This is a genomic window from Chitinophaga horti, assembly GCF_022867795.2.
Taxonomy (GTDB): Bacteria; Bacteroidota; Bacteroidia; order Chitinophagales; family Chitinophagaceae; genus Chitinophaga; species Chitinophaga horti.
On record NZ_CP107006.1, the window covers coordinates 3,409,503 to 3,427,479 of the forward strand.

General features: G+C 51.2%; 10 protein-coding genes. 9 read left to right on the plus strand and 1 reads right to left on the minus strand.

Annotated elements, in window-relative coordinates:
• The first annotated feature begins 2 nt into the window (after window positions 1–2).
• The 6 genes from MKQ68_RS13710 to MKQ68_RS13735 all read left to right on the plus strand — a co-directional run bounded on the left by MKQ68_RS13710 (window position 3) and on the right by MKQ68_RS13735 (window position 8,524).
• Window positions 3–1,190: a FecR family protein gene (locus MKQ68_RS13710; protein ID WP_264279628.1), complete on the plus strand. Its 1,188-nt coding sequence runs from the start codon at window positions 3–5 to the stop codon at window positions 1,188–1,190.
• A gap of 299 nt (window positions 1,191–1,489) precedes the next feature.
• Window positions 1,490–5,029, plus strand: coding sequence for a SusC/RagA family TonB-linked outer membrane protein (locus tag MKQ68_RS13715; protein WP_264279629.1), 3,540 nt, complete (start codon window positions 1,490–1,492; stop codon window positions 5,027–5,029).
• An 11-nt stretch (window positions 5,030–5,040) separates the two neighbouring features.
• Window positions 5,041–6,411: a RagB/SusD family nutrient uptake outer membrane protein gene (locus MKQ68_RS13720; RefSeq protein ID WP_264279630.1), complete on the plus strand. Its 1,371-nt coding sequence runs from the start codon at window positions 5,041–5,043 to the stop codon at window positions 6,409–6,411.
• 17 nt (window positions 6,412–6,428) lie between these two features.
• Window positions 6,429–7,043, plus strand: a complete 615-nt coding sequence (locus MKQ68_RS13725) for a DUF1735 domain-containing protein (RefSeq protein WP_264279631.1) — start codon at window positions 6,429–6,431, stop codon at window positions 7,041–7,043.
• Window position 7,044: 1 nt separating this feature from the next.
• Complete coding sequence (locus MKQ68_RS13730; RefSeq protein ID WP_264283647.1) at window positions 7,045–7,365, plus strand: discoidin domain-containing protein; 321 nt, start codon at window positions 7,045–7,047, stop codon at window positions 7,363–7,365.
• 28 nt (window positions 7,366–7,393) lie between these two features.
• Window positions 7,394–8,524, plus strand: a complete 1,131-nt coding sequence (locus tag MKQ68_RS13735; RefSeq protein ID WP_264279632.1) for a TlpA disulfide reductase family protein — start codon at window positions 7,394–7,396, stop codon at window positions 8,522–8,524.
• Window positions 8,525–8,787: 263 nt separating this feature from the next.
• On the opposite strand, the gene MKQ68_RS13740 is transcribed toward MKQ68_RS13735, so the two are convergent.
• Window positions 8,788–9,792, minus strand: a complete 1,005-nt coding sequence (locus MKQ68_RS13740; RefSeq protein ID WP_264279633.1) for a LacI family DNA-binding transcriptional regulator — start codon at window positions 9,790–9,792, stop codon at window positions 8,788–8,790.
• 408 nt (window positions 9,793–10,200) lie between these two features.
• Between MKQ68_RS13740 and MKQ68_RS13745 the strand changes: the two genes are divergently transcribed.
• Genes MKQ68_RS13745 through MKQ68_RS13755 form a run of 3 tightly spaced genes read left to right on the plus strand, consistent with a single transcriptional unit; the run spans window position 10,201 to window position 17,972 of the window.
• Complete coding sequence (locus tag MKQ68_RS13745) at window positions 10,201–13,065, plus strand: SusC/RagA family TonB-linked outer membrane protein (RefSeq protein WP_264279634.1); 2,865 nt, start codon at window positions 10,201–10,203, stop codon at window positions 13,063–13,065.
• A gap of 12 nt (window positions 13,066–13,077) precedes the next feature.
• Window positions 13,078–14,880, plus strand: a complete 1,803-nt coding sequence (locus MKQ68_RS13750) for a RagB/SusD family nutrient uptake outer membrane protein (protein ID WP_264279635.1) — start codon at window positions 13,078–13,080, stop codon at window positions 14,878–14,880.
• Between the two features lie 11 nt (window positions 14,881–14,891).
• On the plus strand, window positions 14,892–17,972 hold the full coding sequence (locus MKQ68_RS13755) for a SusC/RagA family TonB-linked outer membrane protein (RefSeq protein ID WP_264279636.1): 3,081 nt from the start codon (window positions 14,892–14,894) through the stop codon (window positions 17,970–17,972).
• The last annotated feature ends 5 nt before the right edge of the window (window positions 17,973–17,977 follow it).

Here is a 17,977-nt window from a genome sequence, read left to right on the forward strand (position 1 = left end):
ATTTGAACAGGAAAATTATTGAGCGCGCCGACGAGTTACTGAGTCGCATATTAACCGAAACAGCCAGTCCGGACGACTACGGGGAGCTATTACAGCTGATGAATGCTCATCCTGAGCCCTGGTTCGTGGCACACATCCAACACTACTTCAGTGAACACCCCAAACACGTTCCTGGCCAGCTACCTTCTTCCTACAGCCCGGCGTGGACGCAGGTATTGCAAAACGTACTGGAGTCAGACAAGCCGGTTATTACCGAAGCAACTGCTACCCGCGTTCGTCGTATGCGTACATGGTGGAGCGTGGCTGCGGCCGCTGTGGTAGCAGTTGGTACAGGCATTTGGTTACTGCGGGATCAGTCTCCGGTAAACAACGCCCCGCTGGCCGTTACGCAGCCCGTGCCCGCTATTGAACCGGGCAGAGAGGGCGCCGTACTCACCCTTGCCGATGGCAGCACGATGAGCCTCGACAGCCTGGGCAACGGTGTGATAGCTTCGCAGGGAGGATCGAAGGTGCTGTTGCAGAACGGGCAACTGGCCTACGAACAGGCTGATGGTACCGCTCCTGCCTGGAATGCTATTACCACTCCCAACGCCCGCCAGTTCCGGCTTACGCTGCACGACGGCACGAAGGTTTGGCTAAATGCGGCTACCGTACTGCGCTACCCAACCGCTTTCAAGGGCGGCGAGCGTAAAGTGGAGTTATCGGGGGAAGCATATTTCGAAGTGGCTAAGAATGACAGGCAGCCGTTCCGCGTCGTAGTCGGCGACACGGCCACTGTGGAAGTACTGGGCACCAGCTTTAACGTAAACGCCTACCATGACGAACCGGCTGTACGCACCACCCTACTGGACGGCAGCGTACGGATGCAAAAAAGTAAGGACGCCGTACTGTTACGTCCCGGCCAGCAGGCGGTGATGCAGCAAATAATCAGCATCGACAAGCAGGCAAATATTGAAGGTGCAGTAGCCTGGAAGAATGGTAAGTTCAATTTCGAAGGCGCTTCGCTGGAAGAGTTTACCCGGCAGATCGCCCGCTGGTACGATATAGAAGTGGAGTACCGTGGGCGTACGCCAAAGATGCAGATCAAAGGAAAAGCGGGGCGCGACCTTCAGCTGCAGGAACTATTAGATGGTATGGCCGGTTTCGGCATCCGCTATCGACTGGAAGGGCGTAAGCTGATCATTTTGTAATTACAGATAAATCACAACTAATCAAACTACATGAGAGGAACTTAATGAAAAGAGGAGAAGCCAGAAGAAGCCGGAGGGTGCTTGGAACCACCTTCCGGCGGAGCCCGGGCAGATCCTGAACGAGTCATCCCGCAAAGGAATCAACTGTTTATTCAATCAACCAAAGCTGTTGCAAAAGTATGAAATTAATCACTCTTTGTAACGGAGGGGCGTTTATTGTCAGGTCCCTCCCGACATCAACCAAATCTGGGATCGCTGCCTTATTCAATTGCGATCCGGCAATTAAAAGGAAATTTCTGATGCAGGTAAAACTGATCACGCTCCTGTTAACGGTTTTTATTTGCCATGTTTCGGCAAAAACGTTTTCACAAACCGTTACCATTTCGGGCAACCATCTTAAGCTGGAAAACTTACTGGCCGCTATCGAGCAGCAAACCGGCTACACCGCGCTTTACAATGAAGCAGACCTTCGCAACGCAGCGCCCGTATCGGTATCCGTACGCGACCTGCCCTTAAAGTCGTTCCTGGACGTAGTGTTCACCGACCAACCGTTGGACTACACCATCAGGCGCACGACCATTTTCATCCGCAAAAAGCCATCGCTGCCGGAGAAGAACGATATGACCGATGCGGCTGCGCTGCCGCCGGTAAAGGGACGCGTTACTGACTCCACCGGCAACGTATTGCCTGGTGTGAGCATCACCATCATGCGCGGCAACTCCCCTATTGGCGTGGCACTTACAGATGTACGTGGTGAGTTTACCATTGCTGTGGAAGTGGCGAAAGGCGACCGTTTGTACTTTTCGTCCGTAGGATTCGAGAGCCAGATGCTAACGCTGGATAATACGGGTGCATCCCTGAACGTGGTGATGAAAAATGCAGTGAAGGCGTTGGCTGCGTTTGAAGTTAAAACCGTTAATACCGGTTACCAACGCATTCGCCCGGAACAGAGTACCGGCGCCGTTTCGCAGATCAGTACCAAAGAATATGAATCGCGGATCAGCACCAACTTCCTGGACGGCCTCGTAAACAGGTTACCCGGGTTAATGATCAACAACGACGTACCTTTTACAGTGGGTACAAACTCGCGGCCATTGTTCAACATCCGTGGAATTTCCACCATGTCGGCCAATCAAAGCCCACTCATCGTGATCGATGGCTATCCAACCGAGCTTACGATGGACATGATCGACCCGAATGAAATTAAATCTGTCACCATCCTGAAAGATGCGGCAGCAGCTACTGTATATGGCGTAAGAGCATCCAATGGTGTGATCGTGATCGAGCGGAAACAGGCATCGCTGGGCAAACCGAAGTTCGCCTTCCGGGCTACTGCGGGCTTCACGCCGAAAGAAAACTTCCAGCGTTACCGCTGGGCAGACGATGCTTCGGCGATCGTAGCCAACTATGGCAAAACCGTTGCAGAGCGTACAGTGAACGCCACCTCGTGGGGACAGCTGTTCACCAATACCGGCGGCTCTATTACGCGCACTGCACCTTACTACATTCTCGCACAGCAGGCCGCCAGCATCATTACGCCGGAACAGGCCGCCAGCGCATTTACCGACCTGGAGAACTACGATAACATCGATGATTACAGCCGTTTGTTTCTTCGCCCGGCCGTCACCCAGACTTATAACCTAAATGTATCTGGCGGTACCGCGAATGCACTGTACTATATCACGGCCAACTATACCGGTAACCGCGAACCGGCGATCAATAACGATAACAACCGGCTGTTGTTCTCCGCGCGCAGCAACTTAAAACTATCGCAGCGCCTGTCGCTGGAGCTCACCACCGATTACCAGGAGCGTAACATCAATGGCGCACCGGAACTGAATATTACGGGCATAGCACCGTACGAACGATTCCAGGATGTAAATGGCAAGCCAAATTATATAGTTGGCAGCGGCATCTCCCCTTATTATAACAATGTACTGATTGCAACAGGCTTGTACAATCATCTCTATTATCCGCTGACAGAAGTAAACGAGGTGAGTGATAAAACACGTACGATCAACAACCGCATCACCGCGAACTTCAATTACAATTTTGGTGGCGGTTTTGATTTAGCGTTTGGCGGCATTTACGAAACCTCGCGTTCCGACCTGCGCAACCTCGCGTCTGAAAACTCCAGCGCGGCCAGGCGGCTGATCAATTCCTACGCGGCCCTGAACACCGATGGCACGATCAAGTTTAATGTGCCGAGGGGCGGCTATCTGACGCAGCAGGCGGCGACGACTACGAGCATTACCGCACGCGCGCAACTTAACTATAACAAACGTTTTGCCGGCCATCATTCGATCAATGGTATTTTGGGGGCAGAAGTACGGAACCTGGTGAATAAAAGCAACCAATCGTCCTACTTCGGCTACAATGATGAAACACTGCTGCACCAGCCGATCGATTTTTCCGGCATCAACAACGGTGCGATCCGTGGCACTTACGGACTTTCGGCGCCTTTACAGGGCATGTTTACCAACTGGTTCGACCAGCAGTTTACGGAAGACCGGTTTATTTCCGGTTATGCTAACATTGTGTACGCCTTTAAAAACACTTACTCCCTTACTGGTAGCATCCGTGTAGATCAGTCCAACCTGTTTGGTACCAATCCTAAATACAAGTACAAACCGTTATGGTCTGCCGGTGCCGCGTGGAACCTGCACCAGGAGCCATTTATACAGGATATTGTGTGGATCAGGCAACTGAAGTTGCGTACTGCGTATGGCTTCAATGGTAACGTAGCTAAGATGTCGCTGCCACAGGTAATTGCGCAGGCGGTGATGAATAACCAGACCTCGCCCGCCAGTCCGTCGCTGCGCATGCTATCGTATGCGAACAGCAGCCTGCGTTGGGAGCAGACGAAGAACTTCAACGTAGGGTTAGATTACGAGTTGTTCAAACACGTTTCCGGCAGCCTGGATTACTACAGGAAACATAGCTCTGACCTGCTGGGCAACTCACTCATCGATCCTACGATCGGTGTAAGCCCCACGCTGATCAACAAAGCGACGATCAATAACAATGGCGTGGAACTGGCTTTGCATGCAGACTGGATCAGCACTAAAAAACTGAACTGGAATACCGGGCTCGTAATGGCGAGAAATACCAGTAAAGTGCTGGAAGTATACCAGCGTGGAGACTTTGGTGCGCATACTATCAGTTCCATCGGGTACGTAAAAGACTATCCCGTTGGTGCGCTGTTCGGTTACCGCTGGGGCGGCCTGGACACCGCAGGTTACCCATTAGTAGTGAGCCCTAAAGGCACCGTGTACCGTACAAACGTGAACACGATCAATAATGCAACAGCGGCAGCGATGGCCAGCGACACCTCTGGACTTACGAGACACCTTGGCTCATCCATCCCTACAATCAACGCGGGTTTGAGCAACCGGGTCGACTTTGGAAATTTCTACGTGTTTTGCATGATCAATTACTACGGCGGGTTTAAGGTAAGAGTACCCCGTGCTAATCCGTCAGCCAGCAGGCCATTGGAAGGTGCGGGTGATTACTGGAAGATGAAAGGCGATGAGAACAATACCGATGTAATGGCACTTATTGCCTACACCAGCGCCAACTCTAATAATGCCTACAACTTTGCCGATAAATACGTAGTAAACGGCGATTACATCACCCTGGCGGACCTTACCCTGTCGTACAGCCTGGATAATGCCGCCTTTGTAAAACGAGCCGGTTTCAGTCATGTGGAGCTGAAGGCACAGGCCTCCAACATCTGGACCGTTGGATTAAACAGTTACAATTATAGCAGGGCGACCGGTAGTTTCCAGAAAACATATGTGACACCATCGTTCACCTTCGCCATTTTCACCAACTTCTAAACAGCGCATCCGTGAAAAAACAAACATATAAACTTCTGCCCATCCTGCTTTGCTGCCTGTCCCTCACCGGCTGCGATAAATACCTGGGCATCACCCCCAAGGGTAAAAAACTGCTCAGCACTGTAGCCGATTACGACCAATGGCTGAACGACGAGTTCCTCGCTTATGGCGCCGGCCGTTCACAGAGCCTGGTCAACATCCTGGGCGATAATTATGATTTTGTAAGCATTCCTACTCCACCAGCGAAACCGGCAGAACTGCTGTACGTATGGGCATCGCAATTTTCCCCCGACATCAATATAGCACCAATGTTCTGGGGCGAGCATTATGGTAATATCAACTTGTACAATACCGTGCTGGTTGGCATCGACAACGCCCAGGCAGGCACCGCCGCACAAAAAAGGAGCCTGAAGGCCGAAGCATTATTGGGCCGCGCATGGGAGTACTTTAACCTGGTGAACGAATACGCACAACCGTACGATTCCGCTACCGCCGATACCGACCTTGCCGTGCCTTTCGTTACGTCGAACGACGTATCGCAGACCGTTCCCGGCCGCAGCACCACCGCTGACATCTATCAACATATCATTACAGATATTACTGCTGCCATAGAAGACCTGCCGGCCGACAACAGTGCTAACCGTTTCCGCGGATCGAAGGCGGCGGCATACAGCTTGCTCGCACGCGTATACTTTTATGCAGGCAATTATGCAGACGCCCGTACAAACGCAGCCCTGGCGCTCTCTAACAGCGCCGCCGAAATGCTGGATTACAATGCAGCGGCGCCTTTATCAAACCTGCTGAGCATTCGTAAGGACGCCATCTTTGCCAGGATGGTGGCCGCGAACGATGTGCCTACCCTGGAGTATATGCGCAGCTTCGCCACGAACGACCTGCGTGTAAGAAAGTTGTTTTACAGCACCGATGGTTACCGATTCACCACCAGGGGCGCTACCCTGCACTTTCCGAACCTGGTGACGCCTACATTGATGTATGCTAACCTCGGCACCTCCGTACAGGAAATGAAACTGATGATCGCCGAGTGCGCAGCCCGTAGTAATGATCTGGCCGTCGCTTTGCAGCAGCTGGATGAAGTGAGAAAAAATCGCTTCGCTGCAGCAAGTTATGTGCGTTTCGAATCTGCAAGCCAGGAAGCCGTATTACAAGAAGTATTAAAGGAAAGATACCACGAACTGGGCTTCAATGGGCTTCGCTGGTTCGACATGCGCCGCTTCGATAAAGAGAACCGGATGCCTGCCGTTAACCGCTACAACGCGCAAGGGGCCGTTATTGCTACCCTGGAGCCGCACAGCCCGCGCTACACCTTACAGATTCCTGTGCAGGTGATCAGCTTCAACCCCGGTATGCCACAGAATCCTTAATCACAAAACAGCTCATCATGCAAAGAATATATATCGCTATCATTTGTCCGCTGCTAATTTTACTGGCGGCCTGCAGTAAAGACAGCTCCCCTGCACTGCTGCCGGAAGGAAGCATTTCTTTCAAACTATCGGAAGGTAAAGACACCATTGAAATGCCTTTATCTATCCTGAAAGATTCAGCCGTTGTACTGAAGTTACAAGCTGCCTTTACCGGCAGCACGTCCGGCAACCACTGGATCACCTTCGCGATAGACACCACGAAGATCCGCGACTACCGCGCTAGGTTTGGACAGGGCATACTGGTTCCTGCACCGCACTACCTGTTCTTTAAGTCCAACGTGCGGTTGTCTGCCGGCGCTACGGAGTCCGACACGGCGCAACTGAACATTGGCCAGCAAACGAAGCTGATGGAATACAGCACTTATGTATTACCGATCGTCATACAATCCGTGGATGGCGAGCCGGAAGGCGCTGCTTCCGGAAGAGTGATCTATTTTGTATTTAAAACCGGCAAACCTTTATTCATCAATAAACAGGGCTGGACGATCGCGGCATTTACGTCGCAGAACGGCACGAACGCACCAACCGGCTTGCTCGACGAAAAACAACCTGACTACCTTTTGGGCCAGTAACATTACGCAGTTCATGCCGCAGAGCGTTACGATCAACATGAACAGGGAGGTGACTTTTACCGGGTTGAATTACTACCTGCCTACGGTACTGAACTACCCTAACCTTGGCGGCTATCCAACCTCTATCAAAATAGAAACCAGCATGAACGGTACTACATGGACAGACAAAGGCACATTTGCCGGGAACGTCAGCAACAACATGCAGTCCATTCTCTTCGGGCAAACCACGGCGAGGTTTGTGCGCTTCACCGCGCTGGCCAGCGTAAAATACAGCAACACCTATGACGCCATATTTATCAGCGGTATCGGCCTGCTGCCTTAACCATTAAAAAACATAGAAAACATACGCAATGAAAACGAAATTCATGTTGGCAGCGGCCTGCTGCCTACCATTCAGCCTAATGGCACAAAAAGGCTTCACCGTGCGCGGTAAAGTAGGTACGCAAAGCGCTCCTGCCATTGCTTACCTGGAATACTCCGATGCGGGCGTAAAGAAGAAAGATTCTGTACTGCTGAACAAAGGCCAGTTCGTGATCAAAGGCAAAGTAAGTCATCCCGTGATGGCTTACCTCACCGTTAAACATGATACGGCTGCCGCCAAACCTTACCGGAGCGACAACACCCAGTTTTACCTGGAAAATGCAGACATCACCGTTACCTCTCCCGACTCCGTATACCGCGCGGTAGTTAAAGGATCGCGCACCAATGAGGAAGAGGCGATGTTACGCAGATGGCAACGTCCATATAAAAAATCGGCCGACTCAGTTACTAAGGCATACTACGCCCTCACACCAGAGCAGCGTAAAGACGAAGCATTCCTGAAAGACTTACGCGTTGTAATGGCTGCTACGCAGGCCGGTTACGACAGTGTAAACCGCGCTTTCATGAAAGCCTATCCGGCATCGTTCATTTCGCTGAATGTGTTCAGAGAAGTAGAACTGGCCTACAACTTTAACCCGGATACTGCAGCTGCGCGTTTCGCCAGATTACCGCAACAAGTGCGTAACTCTTATGCAGGAAAACAAATTCAGAAAGCCATCGATACCGGGAAGAAGACCAACCTGGGCATGATGGCGATGGACTTCCAGCAGAACGACAGCACCGGCAAACCGGTGAAGCTCTCCGACTTCCGCGGTAAATATGTACTCGTTGACTTCTGGGCATCGTGGTGTAAACCGTGCAGGGCAGAAAATCCGAACCTGCTGGTGGCTTACAATAAGTTCAAGGAAAAGAATTTTACGATCCTCGGCGTATCACTTGACGATGAAAAAGCCCGCAGGGCATGGCTGATGGCCGTTCAGCAGGACAATATGCCCTGGACGCAGATCTCCGACCTGAAAGGCTTTAAATCCGAAGCAGCCGTGATGTATGGCGTGAATGCTATTCCTACCAACTTCCTGGTAGATCCCAGCGGTAAGATCGTAGCCCGCAACCTGCGCGGCGACGACCTGCAAAAGCAACTGGCCGTATTGATCAAATAACCCCGGGTTAACTATTAAATGCAAAGGGCTGACCAACACGTTTGGTCAGCCCTTTATCGTTAAGGCGATTTTCAAAGCCTTCAGGTTGCTTTTTGGTTGATCCATTTGATTTTATTAGACGAGCGGCCGGGCGTGGGTGTGATCAAGCTTAACCAGATCGAGAAAAGTTGAGCGACTTCACGACTGGCAAACTGGCCTTTTGGACGGATAATAACTCCGGCGGTTCGTAGAGGAACATCGAACCTGATCCGGCCAAATCACAGCTATCCGCGGAACGTAGACTTCCGTTCGATCAGTCTCGATTGCAATACTACGTCCCCTTTCGCACTTCCTTTTTTGCGGATGATGCGCAGCAATTCGCGGGCGGCGGTTTCACCGATCTCGAAGGCCGGCTGAGTAATAGTAGTCAGCGATGGATTGAGCAGCGCTGCTGTTTGCAGGTTGGAGAAGCTGATGACCTTAATATCTTCCGGGATTTTTACATTGGCCTGTTCGCATACGCGGTAACAGATCACCGCGAGCTTTTCTACCGACGCAAAAATGCCATCCGGCTTTTCGGCCAGCAGCATGTTGTGAATGGCGGCAAAGGCCTCGTCGTTGTTATTGGGACACTCTACTACGAGCGGCGTTTTCTGTTTGGAATATTTCTTCAGCGCCTGCAGGTAACCATTCTTACGGATGTTACCTACCGGGATGCTCTTATCCACTTTGAGGTAAGCGATCTTTTTACAACCTGTGTCGATGAGATGTTTGGTGGCCGTAATCGCGCTTTCGTAATTATCAGACGTCACCTTCACATTATCCATACGCTCACTCACGCGATCGAACAGTACCAGGGGAATACCCTTATCGTTCAATTGGGCCAGGTGTTCGTTGTCGTTACTTTCATCGGTAATGGACAACAATACGCCATCTACCCGGCCGTTTACCAGTGTATTAATAAATGACACCTCCAGCGCATGGTCGCCATGCGTAAAGTAAAGGAGAATATGATACCCCTGTGCCTGCGTTACCTTTTCTATCCCACTGATCACCAACGAAAAGAAATCATTTACCATGTCCGGGATCACGACGGCGATCATTTTGGTTTCCTGGGCGCGTAATCCGCTCGCATTTGCATTCGGTTGATAATTTAATCGCTTCGCCAGGGCAAACACCTTTTCCTTCGTTTCCGGGCTGATTTCATGGCTGTCCCTCAATGCGCGTGACACCGTGGAAATGGCCAGGTTCAGCTCCTTCGCCAGGTATTTTATGTTAATCTTGTTCATCAATCCGCTCACATTATAATACTATTCCGCTTACTATTACACGTATAATTTACGCTTTTAACGGAAACGTTTCCGTAAAAAAACGCTAAAAGCACTGTACTTTTTCCTAAGTTAACCGCGGTTTTAGCTATTCCACGGTAAAAAATGACATGTTGCAAACTACTACTTATATGAAAATAGAACAAGAATCGACCAGACACTAAATCGGTATTGCTGTATATCCTCTGGTTAAAGTGAATGGATGATGACTTATGTGAACGACTGCCAATGACAAGGCAGCCTACACCGTGCATTTCGCACACATGACAACTAAAGTTTTATTTGCCCACCGGGTAAGGGTTCTTTATGCCTAGACCAACCAGGTGACCACGTTTTTAAATCCTTAATCACTCATTGAATTATCACGCTATGAAAAGATCAGCCTCAAGCAAGGCCTTGCTCAAGTACCATCTGTATTTGAGAGCTTCCATCGGGGTCATTATTTGCCTGTGCCTATCGCTCGCTGCCAATGCGCAGAAGCCAGACAGTTCCAAGACTATCAGCACCTTTAATGGTAAACAGCTGTTCCAGGAAACGACGGGCGCTTTTTCGCAGATCCAGGGCAAAACGGTAGAGAACGTGCCCATCATTAACAATCTTAATCGCATGCAGGGCATGTTGCCAGGCCTCTTCCTGATGCAGAACAACGGGGAGCCGGGCGACGAATCAGCCTCGCTGCAAATGCGCGGTAAACGCACGTTCAGAAGCAATACGCCGATCGTATTAGTCGACGGCTTCGAAAGAAGCATGGACCTGCTGGACCCGAACGAGATCGAAAGCATTACGTTGCTGAAAGATGCTGCTGCCACCGCGCAGTACGGTCTTCGCGGCGGTAATGGCATCATCCTCGTGACCACCAAACGCGGAGCAGAGGGTAAGATCAAAATTACCTTTAACGCACGCGCCGGGGTAAAAGCACCAACTACTACGCCTAAACTGCTCAACTCCTTCCAGTACGCTACGCTGTACAACGAGGCGCTCGCCAACGACGGCGCAGCTCCAAGGTACTCAGCAGCCGACCTGGAGAAGTACCAGAATGCCACGAAGGGCATCTACGAGAACGAGATGGACCGCTACCTCTATCCCAATATCAACTGGTACGACCAGTACGTGAACGAGTCTACCTGGCAACAGCGTTACAGCGTGAACGTACAGGGCGGCAACAAAAATGCCCGTTACTTCCTGTCTGCAGGTTACACCGGCAACAGTGGACTGTACAAAGTGGATAAAGCGGCTAACACTTACAACACCAACGCAGACTTCAATATGATCACCCTGCGTTCGAACATAGACGTAAACGTGAACAAACGCTTCAGCCTTACGCTGGACCTGGCGGGCCGCCAGGAGCAGCGTACCTATCCGGGCGAGCGTGGCGATGCGGCCCTGCGTGTGTTCCGTACGTTATATAAAACACCGCCTAATGCCTTCCCGGTGCTAACCCCTGATGGTAAACTCGGCGGCAGCAAAGACTTTCCTGCCAACCCTTACGGTTTGCTTAACAAAGAAGGCTACTCGCTGTACTATGTGCGCAGCATGTTCGCCACTTTACGCGGTAAACACGAGCTGGACTTCATCACACCGGGCCTTTCTATCACCGGTACCGTAGCGTTCGACAGCTGGTACGATATGGTGACTAACCGTAGCAAGGACTTTAAAGTGTACGACATTCGCCAGCCAAGCGGTACGGTGGAGTACAATCCGGACGGCAGCATCAAGTACATAGAAACAGGTACAGATACGCAGATGTCTTCCGGCGTTGAATATCCAGGTACCCGTCGTATTCTTAACTACGAAGGCGCACTGAATTACCAGCGCACGTTTGGTCTGCACGCGATCACTGCCGTTGCAGCTATCAACCAGCGTATCATATCCTCCGAGAACAATACCGATATTCCCCGTGCTTACCTCGGTTCCAACGGCCGCGTGTCGTACGCTTACAACAAGCGTTACCTGGCCGAGTTTAATTACGGCTTCCAGGGCTCCGAGCAGTTTTTGCCAGGTAATAAATTCGGCTTCTTCCCGGTAGGTTCTTTGGGCTGGGTAATCAGCGAAGAAGATTTCCTGAAAGATAACAAGTGGGTAAACTTCCTGAAACTGCGTGGTTCCTATGGCATTACCGGCAACGATGATGTGGGTGGTTACTTCCTGTGGTTCCAGAAATACGCTACTGCAGGCGGTACCAACTTCGGTTACACTTCTACCGGCTACAACGGTTTCCAGGAAACGGCTTTTGCACTCAACAACGTAACCTGGGAGAAGATCCGCAAAACGAACGTAGGCATCGATGCGACCTTCCTGAACAACAAACTGAACGTAACGTTCGACTACTTCTACGAGAAGAACCAGGACATCATGATCCAGCCCGGGCTGCCTTACATCATGGGCATCCGCTTCCCTGACTTCCCGATCGGTGTAATCGAGAACAAAGGCTTTGACGCATCGTTGCGTTACACGCAGCAGGTGGGTGATGTAGAGCTGTCGTTCCTCGGTAATGTAAGCAGCGCGAAAAACAAAGTGATCAACCGTGGCGAAGAAAAACCGCGTTACGATTACCAGGCACGCACCGGCAGACCACTCGACGGTATCTACGGTTTAGAGGCCATGGGCCTTTTCCGTGACCAGGCAGAAATTGATGCAAATCCAAGACAAACGTTCGGGCAGGTAAAACCTGGCGACATCCGGTATAAAGACCAGAACGGTGACGGAGTGATCGATGCTTATGACGAAGTGTTTCTTGGTCAGGGCGGCTTCCCTACCCTGCAATATGGTCTGGGACTGGGAGCTAAATTTAAAGGCATCGACCTGAGCGTATTGTTTACCGGTCATGACGGCAGCCAGATGGGCCTTACCGGCGAATCTATCTGGGAGTTCCACGATAACGGTACGGTACGTGATCATCACCTGGGCCGCTTTAACCCGGAGGATGAATCTACCTGGGACAATGCCAGCTATCCACGCCTCTCCCTCGCTAACAAAGCGAATAACCAGCGTACATCCACTTACTGGCTGCGCGATGGTAAAATGGTGAGACTTAAAACCGTGGAGTTAGGCTACACCCTGCCGGCAAGCTTTGCTAAGCGGATAAGGCTGGAGAACCTGCGTGTGTATGCAAGTGGTTACAACCTGGCTACCTGGTCGTCAACCGGCCTGGTAGATACAGAAGCCCGTTCCGGCCACTATGTACTGTATCCTATTCAGCGCATTATCAATGCCGGTGTGACTGTAACGTTCTAAAATTTATCAGAAATGAGAAAAACAACAATCAGCATATTATCTATCGCCATCGGTTCCATAGCCGCGTCATCCTGTATGCGGAAGCTGGAAGTGGTGCCGGTAGAGTTTAAATCCGCGGAGTTCGTGTTCAGGGATTCGGCCCGGGCGGAAATGTTTATCAACAACGCGTATACCGATTTTCCTGCCGACGTATCCGGCTCCTTTAACTGGCTGGATGGTAATGCGATGCTGGCCTCTGCAAGTGACGAAGCCATGCACGTTTCCACCAACAAAACCGTTCCTTCTGCTGCGCAACGTATGAGTGCCGGTAACTGGAACCCCTCTAACATGCGTTATTGGCGTGCAGACGATGGTGCGGGCAATATCGGCTCATGGATGAAGTATGGCGGCTACCACGGTAACCGTAAGCCCAATACCGTACTTAAAAACATAGACCTGCTGCCTAACACTACTACACAACGCTTCCGCAACCGTATTAAAGGCGAGGCACTTTTTCTGCGGGCCCTTTACCACTGGTTCCTGTTCCAGCGCTGGGGAGGTATCCCGATCGTGGACAGATCTTTTGAAGCATCGGAAGATGTGCAGTTGCCACGTAACTCCGTTAAGTCTGTAGTAGACTTTATCGTACGCAGCTGCGACGAGGCCTACGCTTTATTACCGGCAGAACCTTACTACGAGCCAAGTGAAGTGGGTCGTGCCGACCGTGGTTCCTGCCTGGCCCTCAAAGCCAAGGTATTGTTATACGCCGCCAGCCCGCTTTATAACCGCGCCGGTGAAGATACCCTTACCTCCTATGGCAATATGGACGCCACACGTTGGGAACTGGCCGCTAAAGCCGCACAGGACCTGGTTGACCTTAACTGGTACAGTTTATACCGTCCTGGCACAAACCCACAAACCAACTACTCTGGCTTATTTAATGCATGGGGAGCAGGTACAACGAACCGCGAGCTTATTTTCGCCCGCTTACGTACGCCTAACCGCGATACCGAGAATGATAACTTCCCGGCTGGTTTCACGAATGCAAGAGGTGGTACTTGTCCTTCACAGGACCTGGTAGACGCCTACGAAATGGCAGACGGTACCTTGTTCAGCTGGAACAACACCGCGCAGGCGGCAGCGCCCTATACTAACAGGGACCCACGCTTCTACGCCAGCATCATCTACAATGGCGCACGTTATACCCGCTTTGCTGGTCAGAATAACTACACGTTTCAGATCTATACCGGCGGCGTAAACGCTAACGGTAACGCTAAAACGGAAACAGGTTACTACCTGAACAAGTTCATGGACTATTCTAACGCGAACCCTGCTCAGAACACCGGTACGGTTTATCATAACTGGATGTATTTCCGTTATGCTGAAGTACTGCTCAACCTGGCGGAAGCCGGTAACGAAGTGGGCGGTCCGTCGTACATCGCTCCGGGCGCATCGGCAGGTTTAACACCTGTACAGGCGCTGGATCTCGTAAGAGCACGTGCTGGCATGCCGGATGTACTCACCACCTTCAGCAGGCGTGGTACACCGTTGAACAAGGAAACACTGCGCGACCTGATCCGCAACGAGCGCCGTATAGAGCTGTCATTCGAAGATCATCGCTACTTCGATGTACGCCGGTGGATGATCATCGAAACATTACCGAAGTTCATTCGTGGTGTAGTGATTACGAGAAACGCAAATGGTACGTTCACTTACAATCCAAATGTGCAGGTAGAGAACAAAGTGTTTGAAACGAAACATTACTTCTTCCCTATCCCACAAATTGAAATGAACCGTAACGGTAACATGGTCCAGAACCCGGATTGGGAACTATAAAAACTAAGCAGATGAAACATATTTTATCCATCTTCATATTGCTCTGCCTTTCCATCTCCCAGGCGATGGCACAGGGCAAAACCATCACCGGTAAAGTGGTGGACGCCAACGGCGAACTTCTGATAGGCGCCGGCATCACGGAGAAAGGTACTACCAATCGCACGGTAACCGATCCCAAAGGTGAATTTAAACTCACCTTATCCGGCACCACCGGCATTCTGCAGGTATCCTACATTGGTTACACTGCACAGGAAGTAGCCATCAAAAATCAGTCGTCCCTGCACATCACACTGCAGTCGGATGCAACCAAACTGGGCGACTACGTAGTTGTAGGTTATGGTCAGCAGAAAAAAGCAAGTGTGGTAGGTGCGATCTCCCAGGTTAAATCCGAAGAGCTGCAACGTGCCTCCACGCCTAACTTGTCCAACGCCATCGCAGGCCGCGTATCGGGTGTGGTGAGCATTATGGGTTCCGGTAAACCCGGCGATGACAATGCGCAGATCCTCATCCGTGGTATGGCTACAACCAACACTACCTCTCCCCTCGTATTGGTGGATGGTGTGGAACGTGAATGGCAGCAGATCGACCCGGTAGATATTGAAACTTTCTCCGTATTGAAAGATGCTTCTGCGACCGCTGTATACGGCGTACGTGGTGCAAACGGTGTTATCCTCATTACCACCAAACGTGGTACGCCCGGCCGCCCGGTGTTGACTTTATCAACACAAGCAGCTGTGCAACAACCGATCCGCACCCCGGATTACCTCGGCTCCTACGACTTTGCGATGCTTACCAATGAAGCGCTCAAAAATGAAGGCAAACCGCTGGAATACACCGCGAGCGACCTGGAACACTACCGCCTGAAAAACTCTCCGTATACGCACCCGGACAATGATTATTACGAAGACTTCATGCGTAAGGCATCATGGCAACAGCTGTCGAACCTGAGCGTAAGAGGTGGTAACGAAGTACTGCAATACTTCATATCCGCCAACCACCTGCACCAGGAAGGTCTTTATAAAGATTTTGGCAACGTAAGATATCCGACCAACACCACCTACGATCGTATGAGCTTCCGCTCTAACCTCGACTTCAACGTAAACAAGTCGCTGAAGATCGGTGTGGACCTTACCGGTAGGTTCGAAGAAAGGCAACAGCCTAACTTTGACCAGGACCTGTTCGATAAACTGAGAAGGTTACCGCCTAACTTCCAGTCCTACATTAACCCGGACGGTTCTATCGGCGGCCGCTCCGACGACAGCCGCCTGTCGCCGTACGCCCTGTTGTCGCAAATGGGTAACCGTAACCGAAACAAGAACGTACTGGAAGGCGCGTTCACCATCAAACAAGACCTGAATAAGATCACCAAAGGCTTGTCTTTCCGCTCCCTGGTAGGTTTTGTAAGCACTTACAACTCCCGCCGGGACATCGTGGAAAGACCACTTTTGTATGAATACAACCGCTTCGGCCAGTACTTCCTGAACAGGAACCCGTCAGAACTGGTGATCGAAACCGGCAGAGGCGGCGGATTCCGTCGCCAGCACGTGGAGCTGGGCCTGAACTACAACCGGAACTTCGGCGACCATGCAGTGACCGGTATGGTGTTATACCAGCAGATCCAGAACTTCGATGAAGCCAGGATACCCACCGGTTACCTGGGTTGGGTAGGACGTGCTACGTACGGCTACAAAAGCAAATATCTCTTCGAAGTGAATGCCGGCTACAACGGCTCTATGCAGTTCGAAGCGGGCCGCCGCTACGGTTTCTTCCCGGCAGTATCACTCGGATGGGTACCATCTGAAGAAGACTTCTGGCAGAAAAACAGCTTCGTGAATTACCTGAAGATCAGGGGTTCCTATGGCGAGATCGGTAACGACCGTATCGGTAACTTCAACTACCTGTACGAGCAGCGTTACATCTATGCTAAAAACGAAGATGGATGGCGTTACTACTGGGGCGAGCAGCCGACCTCTGAAAGAGGTATCATCGAAGGTCAGCCAGGCAACGCTTTCGTAACCTGGGAAAGGGCTAAGAAGAGCAACATAGGCTTCGACGCACGCCTCTGGAACAACCGTATCACCATTACCGCAGACGCCTTCCAGGAAAACCGCCGCGACATCCTCGCCATCCCTTACTCCCTGCCACTGGTGTTCGGTATGAACAACCCGCAGAACTCAGTAAGGGACGACGGACAAGGCTTACCGCCTGAAAACATCGGCCGCGTGATCAACAAAGGCTTCGATATGGAACTGGGCTTCAGCGATAAAAAGGGGCCGGTTGGTTATTTCATCCGTGGCAACTTCACATTTGCGCGCAACCGTATCCTCCGTATAGATGAAGAAGGCAAACGTTACGACTGGCAGCGCCGTGAGGGCAAACAGATCGGTCAGCACTTCGGTCTGAACGCCGAAGGCCTGTACTCAAGAAACGACTTCGAGCAGGAAGCAAATGGCGACCTGAAAATGGAAGGTGGCTTCCCTGTTCTCAACAAAACCTTACCTATCCCCTCTTACGGCGTGGTATACCCTGGCGATATCAAGTATAAGGACCTCAACGGCGATGGACTGGTAGACAGCTATGACGAAGGTGCGATCGGCAGAGGCACTGTTCCTGAATATATTTTCGGTATTACCGTAGGTGGCAGCTACAAAGGCTTCGACCTGAACGTGCTCGTACAAGGTGCCGGTAATGCAGACATGTACTTCAGAGAAGATGCGGTATGGGAATTCAGCCAGCTGGGTAAAGTAATGCGCCATCACCTGGGCCGTTACAATCCGATTGATCCTACCTCCTGGGAGAACGCTACTTATCCGCGCCTGCACCCGACTGAGAATACCAATAACCACCGCAAATCGAGCTACTGGCTGTACTCCCGCAACTATGTTCGTTTGAAGAACGTAGAGCTGGCGTATAACTTCCCTAAATCACTGCTTTCCCACATCAAGATGCAGAGTGCGCGCATTTTCGTAAATGCGAACAACCTCATCACCTGGGATAAAATGATGAACTGGGACCCAGAGTCATCCAGCGAAATCGGCGACGCCTATCCACAATTACGTACCTGGAACCTGGGCATCAGCGTCACCCTGTAATCAAC